This window comes from Roseomonas sp. 18066 (genome assembly GCF_902706185.1).
Taxonomy (GTDB): Bacteria; Pseudomonadota; Alphaproteobacteria; order Acetobacterales; family Acetobacteraceae; genus Pseudoroseomonas.
In genome coordinates this window covers 25159-40826 of sequence record NZ_CACSJM010000040.1, presented here as the reverse complement: position 1 = coordinate 40826, position 15668 = coordinate 25159, and the positions used below count along the sequence as shown (strand labels likewise).

Annotated in this window: 15 protein-coding genes and 1 other annotated feature; of the genes, 12 read left to right on the top strand and 3 right to left on the bottom strand. The window is 70.3% G+C overall.

What is annotated here, in order from left to right; genetic code table 11:
- Together ligD and GVN67_RS10630 are read left to right on the top strand one after the other, a co-directional pair.
- A partial coding sequence (gene ligD, locus GVN67_RS10635; RefSeq protein ID WP_200845218.1) for a non-homologous end-joining DNA ligase occupies nt 1–867 on the top strand: 867 nt, incomplete at its 5' end.
- Nucleotides 868–908: 41 nt separating this feature from the next.
- Nucleotides 909–1892: a serine hydrolase gene (locus tag GVN67_RS10630; RefSeq protein WP_235035226.1), complete on the top strand. Its 984-nt coding sequence runs from the start codon at nt 909–911 to the stop codon at nt 1890–1892.
- 6 nt (nt 1893–1898) lie between these two features.
- Here GVN67_RS10630 and GVN67_RS10625 read toward each other — a convergent pair whose 3' ends face one another.
- Nucleotides 1899–2795, bottom strand: coding sequence for a LysR family transcriptional regulator (locus GVN67_RS10625; RefSeq protein ID WP_159995623.1), 897 nt, complete (start codon nt 2793–2795; stop codon nt 1899–1901).
- 133 nt (nt 2796–2928) lie between these two features.
- Here GVN67_RS10625 and GVN67_RS10620 point away from each other — a divergent pair, with 133 nt between their 5' ends.
- From GVN67_RS10620 to GVN67_RS10590, 7 genes are all read left to right on the top strand, one after another.
- Nucleotides 2929–4251: an MFS transporter gene (locus tag GVN67_RS10620; protein ID WP_159995621.1), complete on the top strand. Its 1323-nt coding sequence runs from the start codon at nt 2929–2931 to the stop codon at nt 4249–4251.
- 3 nt (nt 4252–4254) lie between these two features.
- Nucleotides 4255–5403 carry a mandelate racemase/muconate lactonizing enzyme family protein gene (locus GVN67_RS10615; protein WP_159995619.1) on the top strand — a complete coding sequence of 383 codons (1149 nt, stop codon included), beginning with the start codon at nt 4255–4257 and terminating at the stop codon, nt 5401–5403.
- Between the two features lie 88 nt (nt 5404–5491).
- Nucleotides 5492–5908, top strand: coding sequence for a DUF1810 domain-containing protein (locus tag GVN67_RS10610; protein ID WP_159995617.1), 417 nt, complete (start codon nt 5492–5494; stop codon nt 5906–5908).
- 126 nt (nt 5909–6034) lie between these two features.
- Entirely contained in the window at nt 6035–7249 is a 1215-nt protein-coding gene (locus GVN67_RS10605) for a sensor histidine kinase (RefSeq protein ID WP_159995615.1), read from the top strand.
- Between the two features lie 67 nt (nt 7250–7316).
- Nucleotides 7317–8111: a 3-oxoacyl-ACP reductase FabG gene (gene fabG / locus GVN67_RS10600; RefSeq protein ID WP_159995613.1), complete on the top strand. Its 795-nt coding sequence runs from the start codon at nt 7317–7319 to the stop codon at nt 8109–8111.
- A gap of 109 nt (nt 8112–8220) precedes the next feature.
- Entirely contained in the window at nt 8221–8577 is a 357-nt protein-coding gene (locus GVN67_RS10595) for a flagellar biosynthesis regulator FlaF (protein ID WP_159995611.1), read from the top strand.
- Between the two features lie 68 nt (nt 8578–8645).
- Nucleotides 8646–9773: a hypothetical protein gene (locus GVN67_RS10590; RefSeq protein WP_159995609.1), complete on the top strand. Its 1128-nt coding sequence runs from the start codon at nt 8646–8648 to the stop codon at nt 9771–9773.
- Here the strand turns inward: GVN67_RS10590 and GVN67_RS10585 are convergent.
- Nucleotides 9770–10330, bottom strand: a complete 561-nt coding sequence (locus tag GVN67_RS10585; RefSeq protein WP_159995607.1) for a TetR/AcrR family transcriptional regulator — start codon at nt 10328–10330, stop codon at nt 9770–9772. The two genes, GVN67_RS10590 and GVN67_RS10585, sit on opposite strands and share 4 nt — an antisense overlap.
- Before the next feature lie 141 nt (nt 10331–10471).
- On the opposite strand from GVN67_RS10585, the gene GVN67_RS10580 reads away from it, so the two are divergent.
- The 3 genes from GVN67_RS10580 to GVN67_RS10570 all read left to right on the top strand — a co-directional run bounded on the left by GVN67_RS10580 (nt 10472) and on the right by GVN67_RS10570 (nt 15121).
- On the top strand, nt 10472–11896 hold the full coding sequence (locus tag GVN67_RS10580) for an amidase (RefSeq protein ID WP_159995605.1): 1425 nt from the start codon (nt 10472–10474) through the stop codon (nt 11894–11896).
- Nucleotides 11893–13476 carry an ABC transporter substrate-binding protein gene (locus tag GVN67_RS10575; RefSeq protein ID WP_159995603.1) on the top strand — a complete coding sequence of 528 codons (1584 nt, stop codon included), beginning with the start codon at nt 11893–11895 and terminating at the stop codon, nt 13474–13476. The genes GVN67_RS10580 and GVN67_RS10575 overlap by 4 nt, the downstream gene beginning before the upstream one ends.
- Nucleotides 13477–13534: 58 nt before the next feature.
- Nucleotides 13535–13590: a sequence feature (sul1 is cis-regulatory element that is thought to sense ions involved in sulfur or methionine metabolism; They are found in Alphaproteobacteria), on the top strand.
- Nucleotides 13591–13645: 55 nt separating this feature from the next.
- Nucleotides 13646–15121 carry a SulP family inorganic anion transporter gene (locus GVN67_RS10570; protein ID WP_159995601.1) on the top strand — a complete coding sequence of 492 codons (1476 nt, stop codon included), beginning with the start codon at nt 13646–13648 and terminating at the stop codon, nt 15119–15121.
- Nucleotides 15122–15130: 9 nt separating this feature from the next.
- On the opposite strand, the gene GVN67_RS10565 is transcribed toward GVN67_RS10570, so the two are convergent.
- Complete coding sequence (locus tag GVN67_RS10565) at nt 15131–15595, bottom strand: cupin domain-containing protein (RefSeq protein WP_159995599.1); 465 nt, start codon at nt 15593–15595, stop codon at nt 15131–15133.
- Nucleotides 15596–15668: the final 73 nt, after the last annotated feature.

Sequence of the window (15668 nt, the reverse complement as noted above, 5' to 3'; positions counted from 1 at the left end):
GCCAAGCCCACCCCCGGCCCCAGGCTGAGCAACCCCGACAAGCTGCTGTGGCCGGCGGACAAGATCACCAAGCAGCAGCTGGCCGACTACTACGCTGCCGTCGCGCCGAAGCTTCTGGCCTATGCCGGCGGCCGCCCGGTCTCGCTGATCCGTGCGCCCGACGGCATCGACGGACCGCGCTTCTTCCAGCGCCATGCCGGCCGCGGGACGTCCTCTCTGCTGCGGGAGGTGACGGTGGCGGGCGAGAAGGACCCCTATCTGGCGCTGGACGATGCCGCGGGCCTCGCCGCCCTGGCCCAGGCGGCGGTGCTGGAAATCCATCCCTGGGGTGCGACGGCCGCGGATGTCGAGCATCCCGACCGGCTGGTCTTCGACCTCGACCCCGGCGAAGGGACTTCTTTCGGTGATGTCATCGCCGCCGCGCGGGACTTCAGGAAACACCTGGAGCAGCTGGGCCTCGGCGCCTTCGTCAAGACCACCGGCGGCAAGGGGCTGCATGTGGTGGTGCCGCTGACCCCCGGCGCCGCCTGGCCCGAGGCCAAGGCCTTCTGCAAGGCGCTCTGCGACGTGATGCGCGAGGCGAAGCCCGACCGCTACACCACGACGCTCGCCAAGAAGGCCCGCCCCCGCAAGATTTTTCTGGATTATCTGCGCAATGACCGCAGCGCCACGGCGGTGGCGGCCTGGTCGCCGCGGGCGCGGCCTGGCGCCACGGTCTCCATGCCGGTCGGCTGGAAGGAGCTCGGCCCGAAGCTGGACCCACAGGCCTTCACCATCGCGACGGCGCTGAACCGGCTGAAGCGCGCCGACCCCTGGGACGGCTATGCCGAAGCCGCCCGCCCGCTGCCGGATCTTGGCAAAGCGTAACGCAGCCTTCCCGCGCGGCATCGCCGCGCCACATGCAAAAGATGCTGACCCGACGCCTGCTGCTTGCCACGCCCGCCCTGCTGCCGCTGGCCGCCCGCGCCGAGGCCGATCCGCGCCTGGGCCCGGCGCTGGCCGCCGCTGAAGGCCTGGCGCCGCTGCACAACCTGATCATCGCCCAGCACGGCCAGGTCATCGCCGAGCGGCATTACCGCGGGCCGCCCCTCGACCGCCCGGCCAATGTCAAGTCGGTGTCGAAATCGGTGATCGCCACGCTGGTCGGCATCGCCATCGCCCGTGGCCATCTCGACGGGCCGGAGCAGCCCATCGCGCCGATCCTGCGCGACCGCCTGCCGACCAATCCCGATCCGCGCCTCGCCCGCGTCACCATCGGCAATCTGCTGTCGATGCAGGCGGGGCTGGAGCGCACCTCGGGCGCCTATTACGGCCAATGGGTCGCCAGCCGCGACTGGGTGCGCGCCGCCCTCGCCCGGCCTTTCGTCGCCGAGCCGGGCGGGCCGATGCTCTATTCCACCGGCAACACGCATCTGCTCTCGGCGATCCTGACCCGGGTGACGGGGCGCTCCACCCATGCCCTGGCGCGCGACTGGCTGGGGGAGCCGCTCGACATCGCCCTGCCGCCCTGGCCGCGCGACCCGCAGGGTATTTTCTTCGGCGGCAACGACATGCTGGTCTCGCCGCGCGGGCTGCTGCGCTATGCCGAGATGCATCGGCTGGACGGCCAGAACGTGCTGCGCCCCGACTGGATCGCCGCCTGCTGGACGCCGCGCACGGCGTCCGCCTTCACCGGCGACGCCTATGGCTATGGCTGGTTCCTGCGCCCGGTCGGCCGCGAGAGGCGTTTCTACGCCTGGGGCTTCGGCGGGCAGATGGCGCATATCCTGCCCGATCTGGGGCTTTCCGTCGTCATGACCTCCGACCCCAACCAGCGCTCGGGCGGCGCCGGCGGCCATGCCCGGGCGCTGCACGAGCTCGTCGAGCAGCAGATCGTTCCGGCGCTGGCCTGACGAGGCTCAGGGCTGCAGGTAGTCGATGCTGGCCAGCACGCGGGAGATGGCGCGGGCGACGGCCATCACCTTCGGCTCCTCCACCCCCATGCGGTAGGTGGTGAACAGGCGGCCATTCTCCACCGGCGGGTTCGCCGCCAGCAGCGTCATGCTGCCCTCGGCGACATAGCGCGTCGCCATCCGCACCGGCAGCAGCCCGGCGCCGATGCCGCCCGCCACCAGCTCGGCGATCACCGCGACCGAGGTGCAGGCGGAGAGGCGCCGCGGCGCGATGCCGGCGGTCGCGAACCAGCCGCTGATCTGCCGGTGCATCGCCGCCGGCGGCGGGTTGGAGATCACCGGCACATCCCACAGGTCGCGCGGGCTGACCGGCCCCGCCAGCCCCCAGCCCGCCGGCGCCACCCAGCTGGTCGGCTGCGAGCCCAGCGGCGTCATCGACAGCCGCTCGTCGCCGATCGGGTTCAGCAGCACGGCGATGTCCAGCGTGTCGCGCAGCAGCGCCGTCTCCAGCACCGTGCTGGTCGAGACCACCCATTCCGGCTGCAGCGCCGGATGGTCCTCTCTCAAGGCGGCCAGCAAGGGTGGCAGGCAGGTGACGGCGAAGCCCTCGGCCAGGCCGACGCGGATCGGCCCCGCGATGTCGCGCGCCGGATCGGCGCCGCCGATGCCGCGCAGCTCCGCCATGATGGCGGCGACCCGCGGCAGCAGCGCGCGCCCCTCCGGCGTCGGGCGCAGGCCGCGGCCGCTGCGCTCCAGGATCTCGACGCCGATCGCCTCCCGCAGGTCCTTCAAACGCAAAGAAAGCGTGGGCTGCGCCAGGTTCAGGTGCTGCGCCGCGCGCTGCGCCGAGCCCAGCTGCACCGTCCAGAAGAAGGCCTCGAGCTGGGCGAGCGTCACCCGCATGGCGATATCAGCTTTTCCAATATGATGAGTTTGAAACATCCCATTTGATTGTCGATGTCAATGATCCGATGACGGAGGGACAATGACCACCAAGCGCGGCGCAGCCCGTGCGTTCCGGAGAGGAAATCCCACCATGGCGGCCCCGACAGCCAGCCCGCACGACCGTCCCGACATCATCGCCAAGGCGGCCTGGCGCATCCTGCCCATCCTGATGGTCTGCTATTTCGCGGCCTTCCTGGACCGCGTGAATATCGGCTTCGCCGCGCTGACCATGAACCAGGACCTGGGCTTCAGCGCCTCGGCCTTCGGCTTCGGCGCCGGCATCTTCTTCCTGGGCTATGTGCTGTGCGAGCTGCCCAGCAACCTGATGCTGGTGCGCTTCGGCGCGCGGATCTGGATCGCCCGCATCCTGATCACCTGGGGCCTGCTCTCGGCGGCCACCGCCTTCGTCTGGAACCCGACCAGCTTCTACGTCGTCCGCGTCCTGCTCGGCGCCGCCGAGGCCGGCTTCTTCCCCGGCATGATCTTCTACATGACGCTGTGGTTCCCGCGTGAATACCGGGCGCGGATGTTTGCCACCTTCAACATCGCGGTGCCGCTCTCCTCGGTGATCGGCGCCCCGGTCTCCGGCCTGATCATCGAGCACATGAACGGGCTGCAGGGCCTGGCCGGCTGGCAGTGGATGTTCATCATCGAGGCCATGCCCGCCGTCATCATGGGCGTCGTCGTCGCCATCGCCCTGCCGGAACGCCCGGAGACGGCGACCTTCCTGACCGCCGACGAGCGCGGCTGGCTGTCGTCGCGCATGGCAACGGAGCGCGCCGCCCAGGAACAGAAAGAAAAATTCAGCATCGGACGGGCGCTGACCGATGGCCGGGTGCTGCTGATGTGCGCCATCGCGGTCGGCCTGGTCATGGGCACCACCGGCATCGCCATCTGGATGCCCCAGTTCATCCGCGCCTTCGGCCTGTCCACCGTGCAGACCGGCTTCGTCGCCGCCATCCCCTCGGCCTTCATGGCGCTGGCCATGATCCTGGTCGGCCGCCATGCCGACAAGACCGGCGAGCGCGTCTGGCACGCCGCCGGGCCCTTCTTCGCCAGCGCCGTCGGCTTCCTGATCGCCGCATTCTCCAGCGACCCGCTGATCGGCCTGCTCGGCCTGACCATCGGGGCGGCCGGCATCGGCGGCGCCTCGCCCAATATCTGGATCTTCCCGACCACCCTGCTGACGGGGGCCGCCGCCGCGGCCGGCATCGCGCTGATCAACTCGGTCGGCAGCACCGGCGGCTTCTTCGGCCCCAGCATCATCGGCTGGGTGCGCGACGCCACGGGCGGCTTCGCCGGCGCCCTGTTCTTCCTCGCCGGCGCCATGGCGGCCACCGCCATCGCCATCCTGATCCTCGGCCGCAGCATGCGCGAGATGATGCAGCAGCGCCCTGCCGCCCCTGGAGCATAAAGCATGACCATCGCCGCCATCCGCCTCTTCCACCTGGTCGCCCCGTTGCCCGAGGTCATCGGCAATGCTCTGGTCTTCTTCGACCGGCGCGAGACCCTGCTGGTGCAGGTCCTCGACACCGAGGGCCGTTCGGGCTGGGGCGAATGCTGGCAGGGGCCGGCGGCGGCCAGGGCCATCATCGAGACCCGCCTGGCCCCGCTGCTGCTGGGCCAGGACGCGCAGCACATCGGGCGCCACTGGCACGCCATGCTGGACGCCGCCGGCACCGACCGCGGCGGCCCGGCGCTGATCGCGGTCTCCGGCCTCGACATCGCGCTGCACGACCTGGCGGCGCGGCAGCAGGGCGTGCCGCTCAGCACCCTGCTGGGCGGGCGGATCCGCGACCGCATCCCGGCCTATGCCTCCGGCCCCTTCTTCAAGCCCGGCGGCCACCCCTATCGCGACTTCGAGCGCGACGCGGAGAAATACCTCCGCGCCGGCTTCCGCGCCATCAAGCTGCGCAGCGGCTTCGACCCGGCCGACGACGCCGCCATGGCCCTGTCGATCCGCCGCCTGATGGGCACCGACGGCACGCTGATGCTGGACTTCAACCAGTCCTACGCCCCCCGCGCCGCGCTGGCCGCCGCCCGCCGGATGGAGGAGGCCAACCTGCTCTGGATCGAGGAGCCCACCATCCCCGACGACTTGGCCGGCTACCGCATGCTGGCGCCGCATCTGACGCCGTCCCTGGCCGGCGGCGAGACCTTCGGCAGCGCCGCGGCCTTCCTGCCCTTCCTGGAGGCCGGCTGCATGGACGTGCTGCAGCCCGACATCGCCATCTGCGGCGGCCTGACGGGCACGAAGCGCGTCGCCATGCTGGGCGAGATCTTCGAGCGCCCCGTCGTCCCCCATGTCTGGGGCGGCATCGTCAACTTCCAGGCGGCGCTGCACCTCACCGCGACGCTGCCGGCCATCCGCAGCGGGGCGAAGCTCGGCAGCTATCCCTTCCTCGAATTCGACGCCGGGCCCAACCCGCTGCTCGACCTCTGCGGACGGCCACAACTGGACGCGGATGGGACCGTCTCGGTGCCGGACGCGCCGGGGTTGGGGATCGACATCGATCCGGCAAAATTCGCCAACCTCGTCGCGAGCCACAGCAACATCGAACAGTAAGAATGGAGGGAGAAAGTATTCTCCCTCCAAACCTCCCTCATCTATTTTTGTTCTTGTAGCCTACCAATCGCCGCACCACCTGCGCCCCATGCTCGATCCACAGCGCTTCCTCGACGCCCAAGACCCCGTGCTCGACGCCGTCCGCCACGAGCTCCGCGCGGGGCGCAAGCGCAGCCATTGGATGTGGTTCGTCTTCCCCCAGCTCCGCAGCCTCGGCCGCAGCCCCACCGCCCTGCACTACGGCCTCGAGAACCTCGACGACGCCCGCGCCTTCCTCGCCCACCCGACCCTCGGCCCGCGCCTGGTCGAATGCGCCGGGCTCGTCGCCACCCACCCCGCCAAAACACCGCAAGAAATCTTCGGCAGCCCGGACGACCTGAAGTTCCGCTCCTGCATCACCCTCTTCGCCGTCGCCGCCGGCCCGGACGACACGATCTTCACGGCGACCCTGCAGCAGAGATTCGCCGGCGCCGGCGATCCGCTGACCCTGGCGGCCCTGGCCTGACCAGGCCACCGGCCACGGATTGCCCCCCGTTATGCTTTCCGCCATCATGACGCTCCCCTGTCCGCCCCCCGCGGCCGGGCCAAGGCCGCGACCGATGACCGAGCTCCCCCGCCCCGCCGCAAGGGCATGACCGAGGCTTCACGCCTGCAATCCGCGCTCGCCGAGAGCGAGGCCCGGCTGCGCCGCGTCCAGCGCATCGGCCAGGTTGGCGGCTTCGAGATCGACCTCTCCAGCGGCGCCAACCTGCGCTCGGCCGAATACATGGCGGTGCAGGGGCTGGACGCCGTCGCCAGCACCGAATCCCACGCCCATTGGCTGTCCCGCCTGCACCCCGAGGACCGCGCCCGCGCCGAGCGGCGCTTCCTGCAGGCCGTCTCGGACGACAGCGGCGCCTGCGACTACGCCCAGGAATACCGCATCGTCACCCCCGACGGCGCCGTGCGCTGGATCTCCGCCCGCGCCGAGATCGAGCGCGACGCCGACGGCCGCGCCCTGCGCATGGTCGGCGCCCATCACGACATCACCGCGCTGCGCGAGAGCCAGGCCGAGCTCGAGCGGCTGAACCAGGCGCTCGAGCAGCGGGTGCGCGACGAGGTCGCCAAGCGTGAGGCCGCCCAGGCCCGCGCCGCCCATGCCGAGCGGATGCGCGCCCTCGGCCAGCTGGCCAGCGGCATCGCCCATGACATGAACAACCTGCTGCAGACGGTGCAGAGCGGCGCCGCCATCATCGCCCGCGCCCCCGACCAGCCGGAGCAGGTCGCCGCCGTCGCCGAGGCCCTGTCCCAGGCCGCCGAGCGCGGCACCGCGGTGACCAGCCGGCTACTGTCCTTCGCCCGCCAGGCCGAGCTCCGCGCCGAGCCGGTGCCGCCGGCGACCCTGCTGGAGCAGACCGCCGAGATCCTGCGCCACAGCCTCGGCCGCCGCTACGCCTGCCAGGTGGTGCCCTGCCCGGGGCTGCCGTCGCTGCTGGCCGATCGCCGCCAGCTGGAGACGGCGCTGCTGAACCTGGCGATCAACGCCCGCGACGCCATGCCCGATGGCGGCGTGATTTTTCTTTCTGCTGCCGCCGAGACGGTGGCCGACGGCGCGCCCCACCCCGCCGGCCTCGCCGCCGGCGACTATCTCCGGCTGGGCGTCCGCGACGACGGCATGGGCATGGATGCCGAGACCCTGGCGCGGGTGACGGAACCCTTCTTCACCACCAAGCCGGCCGAGCAGGGCACCGGCCTCGGCCTGTCCATGGCCAAGGGCTTCGCCGAGCAATCCGGCGGCGGCCTGGCGCTGGACAGCGCGCCGGGCGAGGGCACCCTCGTCAGCCTCTGGCTGCCCGCCGCGCGCTGACGCCACACGCAAACGTGCCGCCTATCCCTGGCCGCCCCGGGCGTTGCCGGGACGGAGGTGCTTGCCCATGCTGCTATCCCTTGCCGGCCAGGTGGCTGTGGTCACCGGCGCCAGCTCCGGCCTCGGCCGCGGCATCGCCGAGGTTTTCTCGGCCGCCGGCGCCGCCGTCGTCGTCAACTATCATGGCGGGGTCGAGGCCGCCGCCGAGGTGGTGCGCGGCATCGAGGCCAAGGGCGGCGAGGCCATCGCCGTCCAGGCCGATGTCGCCGACCCCGAGGCCGTGGCGCGGCTCTTCGACGCGGCGGCGTCGCGCTTCGGCGGCGTCGACATCCTGGTCTCCAATTCCGGCATCCAGCAGGATGCGGGATTCGCCGAGATGACGCTGCAGGACTGGCACAAGGTGATCTCGACCAACCTGACCGGGCAGTTCCTCTGCTGCCAGGCGGCGCTGCGCCGCTTCCGCGAGCAGGGCCGCCGCCCGCATTCCCGGGCGCTGGGAAAGATCCTCTGCATGTCCTCGGTGCATGACCGCATCCCCTGGGCGGGCCATGCCAATTACGCCGCCTCCAAAGGGGGTGTGGCGATGATGATGCAGTCCCTGGCCCAGGAGGTGGCCGCCGAAGGCATCCGCGTCAACGCCATTGCCCCCGGCGCCATCCGCACCCGCATCAATGCCGAGGCCCGGGCCGAGGGCGAGGCGAAGATGCTCGACCTGATCCCCTATGGCCGTGTCGGCGACCCGGAGGACATCGCCCGCGCAGCACTGTTCCTGGTCTCGGACCTGGCCGACTACATCGTCGGCGCCACGCTCTATGTCGATGGCGGCATGACGCTCTATCCAGGCTTCCGCGAGAACGGCTGAGAAAAAATCGCGAGCCCCACACTTTAACCATTCGGAAAGCAAGCTCCCGGCAATGTGAGGTCACGCCGAACGACACGGCGACGCAACACCGAGCAGGAAGCCCGAACCGATGATCACCGCGACCTTCGCCCCGACTGCCGCCACCTTCGCCCCGACCGCCGCCCTGCCCGTGCAGCATGGCCGCGCTGGCGAGGCCGCCGCCTTCCAGAAGGTGGTCGGCGCCCTGGTCGCGGCGCAGGCCGACAAGGGCCTGCGGGCCGAGGCGCTGACGTTGAACCGCCGCCTGTGGCAGGCGGTGATGGTCTCCATCGCCGATCCCGACAGCAGCCTGCCGATGCCGCTGCGCCAGGGCCTGGCCACCCTCGGCGTCGCCGTCCTGCGCGAGCAGGACCGCCACAGCCCTGACCTGTCCTTCCTGATCGCCATCGACCAGCAGATCATGGCCGGCCTGACCGCCTGGCACTGACCGCTCTGCCTTCCCTTTCTGCCCGGTTGCGCTACCGTGCCGGGCAAGCAACGAAAGGGGAGGATGCCATGCTGCGTCGCAATCTTCTGAGTGCCAGCCTGGGCTTGGCCGCATCGCTCGGCCTGCCCGCGGCGGCGAAAGCCCAAGCAACGGCGCCGACGGCGGTCCCGGAATTCCAGGTCGATCCCTCTTGGCCGAAGCCGCTGCCGAACAACTGGATCATCGGCGCCGTCGCCGGCGTCGCGGTCGACAAGCGCGACCATATCTGGATCGTCCACCGCCCTTCGACCATCGCCGCACGCCAGCTGATGGCCGAGCGCACCCCGCCCGAGACCACCTGCTGCGTCCGCGCGCCCTCGGTGCTGGTCTTCGACCGCCAGGGCACTCTGCTGCGGCATTGGGGCGGGCCGGGCCAGGGCTTCGAATGGCCGGAGCTCGAGCATGGCGTCTATGTCGACGCCGATGACTTCGTCTGGCTGGCCGGCAGCGGGCCGAAGGACCACCAGCTGCTGAAATTCACCCTCGACGGCCGCTTCGTGCTGCAGATCGGCCGATCCGGCCAGTCCAAGGGCAATGCCGACACCGCGAACCTGAACCGCCCCGCCGATGTCGAGGTCGACACCGTGGCGCGCGAGGTCTTCGTCGCCGACGGCTATGGCAACCGCCGCGTCATCGTCTTCGACAGCGAGACGGGGGCCTACAAGCGCCACTGGGGCGCCTATGGCCAGCCGCCGGTGGATGGCGGGCCGGAAGCCTATGGCGGCACCGCGGCCTATACGCCGGGCCAGCCGCCCTCGCGGCAATTCGCCAGCCCCGTGCATTGCGTCCGCCTGACCCGCGACCGGCTGGTCTATGTCTGCGACCGCACCAACGACCGCTACCAGGTTTTTCAACGAGACGGCACCTTCGTCGAGGAACGCTTCATCGCGCCGCAGACAAGGCTGAACGGGTCGGTCGCCGACCTGATCCCCTCGCTCGACCCGTCGCAGGAATTTCTTTTCAGTGTCGACAACTCCAACGGCGTCGCGCGGGTGATCCGGCGCCGCGATGGCGAGGTTCTTTCGACGTTTGGCCGGCCCGGGCGGCAGGCGGGGCAGTTCCACGTGCCCCACAACATCGCCCAGGACAGCGAGGGCAGCCTCTATATCTCCGAGGTCGATAACGGCCAGCGGGTGCAGCGCTTCGTCCGGCGTTAGCCCCGGGCCTGCGCCAGCATCGCCCGCAGCAGCCGCGGCTTCAGCGCCGGCGTGATCGGCGCCGTGGCGAAGAGCAGGTGGAACCAGATGGCGCCGATCGCGCCTTCCAGGATCATCTCGACGTCGAGGTCAGGGGGCACCTCCCCCGCCGCCTCGGCACGAAGAAAAATCTCGCGGCCCAGCGCCAGGCGCGGATGGGTGATGCGCGCCAGCATGACCTGCTTCAGCGCCGCATCCTCCTGCGCGGCGACCGCCAGGCTGCGCAGCAGGCTCTGGTGCCAGGGGCGGTAGAGCCGCTGCAGGTTCAATTCAAGAAAACCGTCCAGCGCCTCGGCCAGCGGCCCGTCCAGCGCCGGCGCCGGCATGGCGTCGCGGTAGTAGAGGTCGATCAGCAGCTCCCCCCGCGACGGCCAGCGGCGGTACAGCGTCTGCTTGCCCGTGCCGGCGCGGCTGGCCACGCCCTCCATGGTGAAGCCGCTGCAGCCGGCCTCCTCCAGCAGGGCCTGGGCGGCGTCCAGGATGGCCCCGTCGAGCGCCGGGTCGCGCGGCCGGCCCATCCTGGGACCCGATTGACATACGGAACGCTGCGTCTTCATAGTCCATCCCAATAAGCGAGGCTGCCTTCCACGGGCAAGCTGACAAAGATCACCGCCTGGGGAGTGCCGCCAACGCCACGCTCTGTCCAAGAGGGGGTGCCGATGGAAAGCGAAGAACTGGGATTCATGCCGGCCGCGACGCTGCGCCGGAACTATGCCGCCCGGCGCCTGTCGCCGGTCGAGGTGACCCGCGCCCTGCTGGCCCGCGTCGAGGCGCTGGACCCGCCGCTGAACGCCATGACCATGCTGACGCCGGAGATCGCGCTGGCCCAGGCGCGCGCCGCCGAGGCCGCCTATGCCCCCGGCGGCAGCCCGCGCCCGCTCGAGGGCATTCCCGTCACCATCAAGGACATGCACCACACCAAGGGGCTGGTGACGGCGCTGGGGTCGCATGCCACCAAGGACTGGGTGCCCGACGTCGACGCCCCCTGCATCGCGCGGCTGCATGAGGCCGGCACGGTGATGCTGGGCAAGACCGCGGTGCCCGAATTCGGCTGGAAGGGCGTCAGCCAGAGCACGCTGTCGGGCATCACCCACAACCCCTGGAAGCGCGGCTACAATGCGGGCGCTTCCTCGGCGGGTGCCGCGGCGGCCTCGGCGGCGGGCTTCGGGCCGCTGCATCTGGGCTCCGACGGCGGCGGCTCGGTGCGCATGCCGGCGCATTTCTGCGGCGTCTACGGGCTGAAGCCGACCTATGGCCGCATCCCCTATTGGCCCGTGCCGAACAACGACTATGCCACCCATATGGGGCCGCTGACCCGCACCGTCGAAGACTCGGCGATGATGCTGAAGGCCATGGCCGGGCCGCACCCCTGGGACCATACTTCCTGCGAGACGCCGCCGGCCGACTACCCGTCGCTGCTGAAAGCCGACCTGCGCGGCAAGCGCATCGCCTATAGCCCCGATCTCGGCCATGCCCGGGTCGATGCCGATGTCGCGGCGCTCGTCGAGAAGGCCGTCGGCGCCTTCGAGGAGATGGGCGCCAAGGTCGAGCTTGTGACCCCCGCCTGGGGCCCGCTGGGGCCGGAGCTGGCGCGCTTCTTCTGGCCGGCCGGCTATCTGGCGCGGGCCAATATGTTCCTCGACGAATGGCGCGACCGGATGGATCCCGGCCTGGTCGCCATGATGGATGCCGGCCGCGGCTTCACCGCCGAGCAGTATCATGTGATGCGCGCCCGCAAGCTGGAATACGTGGAAGCCATCCACCGCTCCTTCGCCGATTACGACCTGCTGCTGACGCCGGCGGTCAGCACCCCCGCCTTCCCGGCGCATCTGCTGCAGCCGGAGGACTGGCCGCAGCATCCCTGGGACTGGCTGATGTGGGCCGAGTTCTCCTATCCGTTCAATTTCTCCGGCAATCCGGCGGCCTCGATCCCCTGCGGCTTCAGCGATGGCGGCTTGCCGGTCGGGCTGCAGATCGTCGGGCCCCGCTTCGACGATCTCGGCGTGCTGCAGGCGTCCTATGCGTTTGAGCAGGCGCGTCCCTGGGCGCAGCATCGCCCGCTCCTGGCGGAGGCCATGGCATGATCTCGCGACGACTTTTTGTCGGTGGCGCCGCCGCCGCCGGCCTCGCCCGTCCCTCGCTGGTCGCCGCGCAGAACCAGCGCGTCCTCAAATTCGTCCCCCAGGCGGATCTGGCGCTGCTGGACCCGGTGCAGACCACGGGCCTCGTCACCCGCAACCACGGCATGATGGTCTTCGACACCCTCTATGGCGTCGACGAGCAGCTGCGCTCGCATCCGCAGATGGTCCAGGGCCATGTGGTGGAGGATGACGGCAAGCGCTGGCGCCTGACGCTGCGCCCGGGCCTGACCTTCCATGACGGCACGCCCGTGCTGGCGCGCGACTGCGTGGCCTCGATCCGCCGCTGGGGCAGCCGCGATTCCTACGCGCAGTCGCTGATGGCCGTGGTCGACGAGCTCAGCGCGCCCGACGACCGCACCATCGAGTTCCGGCTGAAGAAGCCGTTCCCGCTGCTGCCGGATGTGCTGGGCAAGCCGGGCGCCAGCATCTGCGCCATCATGCCGGAGCGGCTGGCGAAGACCGAGGGCACCACGCAGATCACCGAGATGGTCGGCAGCGGCCCTTATCGCTTCGTCGCCAATGAGCGCATCCCGGGCTCGCGCGCCGTCTATGCCCGCTTCGATGGCTACAAGCCGCGCGAGGATGGCACGCCGAGCTATATCGCAGGACCCAAGCGGGCGCAGTTCGACCGCGTCGAATGGCTGACCATCCCCGATGCCGCGACCGCCGCCGCCGCCCTGCAGCGCGGCGAGATCGACTGGTGGGACCAGCCGATCTCCGACTACCTGCCGCTGCTGCAGAAGAACAGCGCGCTGAAGGTCGAGGTGCTGGACACCTTCGGCTTCCTGCCGATGATCCGCTTCAACCACGCCATCCCGCCTTTCAACCGGCCGGAGATGCGCCGCGCGCTGATGGGCGCCATCCGGCAATCCGACTACCTGATCGCCATCGCCGGCGAGGATCGCAGCCGCTGGAAGGATGATGTCGGTTTCTTCTCGCCGGGCTCGCCGATGGCGAACGATGCCGGGCTGGAAAATCTGCGCGGGCCCCGCGACCTGGAGGCCGTCAAGCGCGCCCTCGTCGCCGCCGGCTACAAGGGCGAGAGAATCGTCTTCCCGGTGCCGACGGATTTCGCGGCGCTGAACGCCATCAGCGAGGTCGCCGGCGACATGTTCCGCCGCGTCGGCATCAACCTGGACTACCAGGCGCTGGACTGGGGCACGGTGCTGACCCGCGTCGCCTCCCAGGCGCCGGTCGAGCAGGGCGGCTGGCATGTCTGGGCCAACTACACGCTGGGCGTCGGCGCGGTGAACCCGGCGGCCAACACCTATCTGCGCGGCCATGGCAAGTCGGCCACCTTCGGCTGGCCCGACAATCCGCGGATGGAAGCCCTGCGCAACCAGTGGTTCGACACCCCTGACCTGGAGACGCAGAAAAAAATCTGCCGCGACATGCAGGCCCTGGCCTTCCAGGAGGTGCCCTATCTGCCGCTCGGCGCCTTCTACCAGCCCACCGCCTATCGCGCCGATATCAGCGGCATGCTGAAAGGCTTCCCGATCTTCTGGAATATTAAGCGCGGGTAATCCAGGCCGGGCCGAGGTTGCACCGCAGCAAGCGCGGGGCTAGCCTCGGCCCATTCCCCCTGGACCCGGTGCAAACCCGGGTGGCTCTTCCGGCCGCCGATCCGCCGGACAACGCAGGCGGCATGCCGGCCCGACGCGCCCCATGCCCCCTCTGCGGATGCGCCCTCGCATGACCCTGAACTCGCTTGCCCGCTACCGGACCGAATGGTTCGGCGGCCTCCCGGCGCTGCGCCGCGACATCCTGGCCGGCATGGTCGGCACCTTCGCGCTGATCCCCGAGGTCATTGCCTTCTCCTTCGTCGCCGGCGTCGACCCGGAGGTCGGGCTTTTCGCCTCCTTCGTCATCAGCATTGTCCTGGCGTTCTTCGGCGGCAGGCCGGCGATGATTTCCGGGGCGGCGGGGTCGGTGGCCCTGGTGGCGGCGGCGCTGGTCGCCTCGCACGGGCTGCACTACCTGCTGGCGGCGACCATCCTTTGCGGCGTCCTCCAGGTGGTCTTCGGCCTGCTGCGGCTCGACGTGCTGATGCGCTTCGTCTCGCGCTCGGTGCGCACCGGCTTCGTCAATGCGCTGGCCATCCTGATCTTCGCGGCGCAGCTGCCGCAGATGCTCGACGTCACCTGGCATACCTACGCGCTGATCGCCGCGGGGCTGGCCATCATCTACCTGGCGCCGCGCGTCACCACGGTGATCCCCTCGCCGCTGATCTGCATCCTGGCGCTGACCCTGGTCACCGCCGTCTTCCCGATGCCGGTGAAGACGGTGGCCGAGCTCGGCCGCCTGCCCGAGGCCCTGCCGCATTTCTTCCTGCCCGACATCCCGCTCAGCTTCGAGACGCTGGCGATCATCGCCCCCTATGCCCTGGCCATGGCCGTGGTCGGGCTGCTGGAATCGATGATGACGGCGACCGTCGTCGACGAGCAGACCGAGACCACCAGCAGCAAGGCGCAGGAATGCACCGGCCTCGGGCTCGCCAACCTCGCCGCCGGCTGCTTCGGCGGCATCGCCGGCTGCGGCATGATCGGCCAGACCGTGGGCAACCTGCGCTATGGCGGGCGCGGCCGCGTCTCCACCCTGGTCGCCGGGCTGTTCCTGCTGATCCTGATGGTGGCGCTGCGGCCCTGGGTCGCCGCCGTCCCCGTCGCCGCCCTGGTCGCCATCATGATCATGGTCTCGGCCAGCACCTTCGCCTGGGATTCGCTGCGCAACCTGGCGCTGCATCCGCGCGCCTCCAGCCTGGTGATGCTGGCCACCGTGGCGGTCACCGTAGCGACGCACAACCTGGCCGCCGGCGTCACCATCGGCGTGCTGCTCAGCGGCGTTTTCTTTGCGTCGAAAGTCATGCGGATGATGCGCGTGACCGTCGATTACGACGCAGCCACCGACACGAGGCATTACCGCGTCGCGGGCCAGGTCTTCTTCGCCAGCGCCGATGCGTTTGCGGAAAAATTCGACCTGCGCGACACGGCGCGGCGGGTGCGCATCGACCTGACGGCGGCGCATCTGTGGGATGTCACCGCCGTCGGCGCGCTGGAGGGCGTGGTCACCCGGCTGCGCCGCCATGGCATCGCCGTCGAGCTCGTCGGGCTGAACCAGGCCAGCGCCATCCTGGTCGACCGCCACGCCCCCCTGGTCCAGGGGGGCTGAGCGCCCCCCTTACGGCACCGGGTGGACGTCGCCCTGCCGCTGCGGCGGCAGCTTGATCGCCAGCGAGCGGAACCGCCCGGTCGAGGCGCGCGACCCGGCATGCGGCGTGCCCTTGGGGATGACGATCAGGTCGCCGGGCTTCACCTGCACCTCGCGGTCGCCCAGCCAGAACGACCCGCTGCCGTCGAGGATCAGCTGGATCTCGTTGGTCTCGGCGTGGAAATGCTTCAGCACATTGCCGCTCTGCACGGCGATGGTGCCCTCGGGCGTCACCACCAGGGTGCGGGACCGCAGGTCGGCATTCGGCGCCAGCGGCCCGATCTCCTCCTCGGTCAGCGCCGCCAGGTTGATGATCTGCGCCGTCAGCCCGGCCGGCGGCGCGTTCTGCGCATCGGCGCGGCCGATCAGCGGCTGGCAGAAAATCCCGGCCAGGAAGGCGGCGCCGAGGCCGCCAAGGATCAGGGGGGTGCGCATGGAAAATCTCCTCCGATTGTCAGGCTCCAGCCCCGCGATCACCCGCCCGCCGCACCGATTTGTCAATGATCCG

Excerpts from the sequence above, each read along its gene's own strand:
- GVN67_RS10585 (WP_159995607.1), bottom strand. The coding sequence starts at position 10,330 with ATGGGCCGGCCGCGCGACCCGGCGCTCGACGGGGCCATCCTGGACGCC.
- GVN67_RS10575 (WP_159995603.1), top strand. The coding sequence starts at position 11,893 with ATGATCTCGCGACGACTTTTTGTCGGTGGCGCCGCCGCCGCCGGCCTC.
- GVN67_RS10590 (WP_159995609.1), top strand. The coding sequence starts at position 8,646 with ATGCTGCGTCGCAATCTTCTGAGTGCCAGCCTGGGCTTGGCCGCATCG.
- GVN67_RS10595 (WP_159995611.1), top strand. The coding sequence starts at position 8,221 with ATGATCACCGCGACCTTCGCCCCGACTGCCGCCACCTTCGCCCCGACC.
- GVN67_RS10610 (WP_159995617.1), top strand. The coding sequence starts at position 5,492 with ATGCTCGATCCACAGCGCTTCCTCGACGCCCAAGACCCCGTGCTCGAC.
- GVN67_RS10620 (WP_159995621.1), top strand. The coding sequence starts at position 2,929 with ATGGCGGCCCCGACAGCCAGCCCGCACGACCGTCCCGACATCATCGCC.
- GVN67_RS10625 (WP_159995623.1), bottom strand. The coding sequence starts at position 2,795 with ATGCGGGTGACGCTCGCCCAGCTCGAGGCCTTCTTCTGGACGGTGCAG.
- fabG (WP_159995613.1), top strand. The coding sequence starts at position 7,317 with ATGCTGCTATCCCTTGCCGGCCAGGTGGCTGTGGTCACCGGCGCCAGC.
- GVN67_RS10605 (WP_159995615.1), top strand. The coding sequence starts at position 6,035 with ATGACCGAGGCTTCACGCCTGCAATCCGCGCTCGCCGAGAGCGAGGCC.
- GVN67_RS10615 (WP_159995619.1), top strand. The coding sequence starts at position 4,255 with ATGACCATCGCCGCCATCCGCCTCTTCCACCTGGTCGCCCCGTTGCCC.
- GVN67_RS10580 (WP_159995605.1), top strand. The coding sequence starts at position 10,472 with ATGGAAAGCGAAGAACTGGGATTCATGCCGGCCGCGACGCTGCGCCGG.
- GVN67_RS10565 (WP_159995599.1), bottom strand. The coding sequence starts at position 15,595 with ATGCGCACCCCCCTGATCCTTGGCGGCCTCGGCGCCGCCTTCCTGGCC.
- GVN67_RS10630 (WP_235035226.1), top strand. The coding sequence starts at position 909 with ATGCTGACCCGACGCCTGCTGCTTGCCACGCCCGCCCTGCTGCCGCTG.
- GVN67_RS10570 (WP_159995601.1), top strand. The coding sequence starts at position 13,646 with ATGACCCTGAACTCGCTTGCCCGCTACCGGACCGAATGGTTCGGCGGC.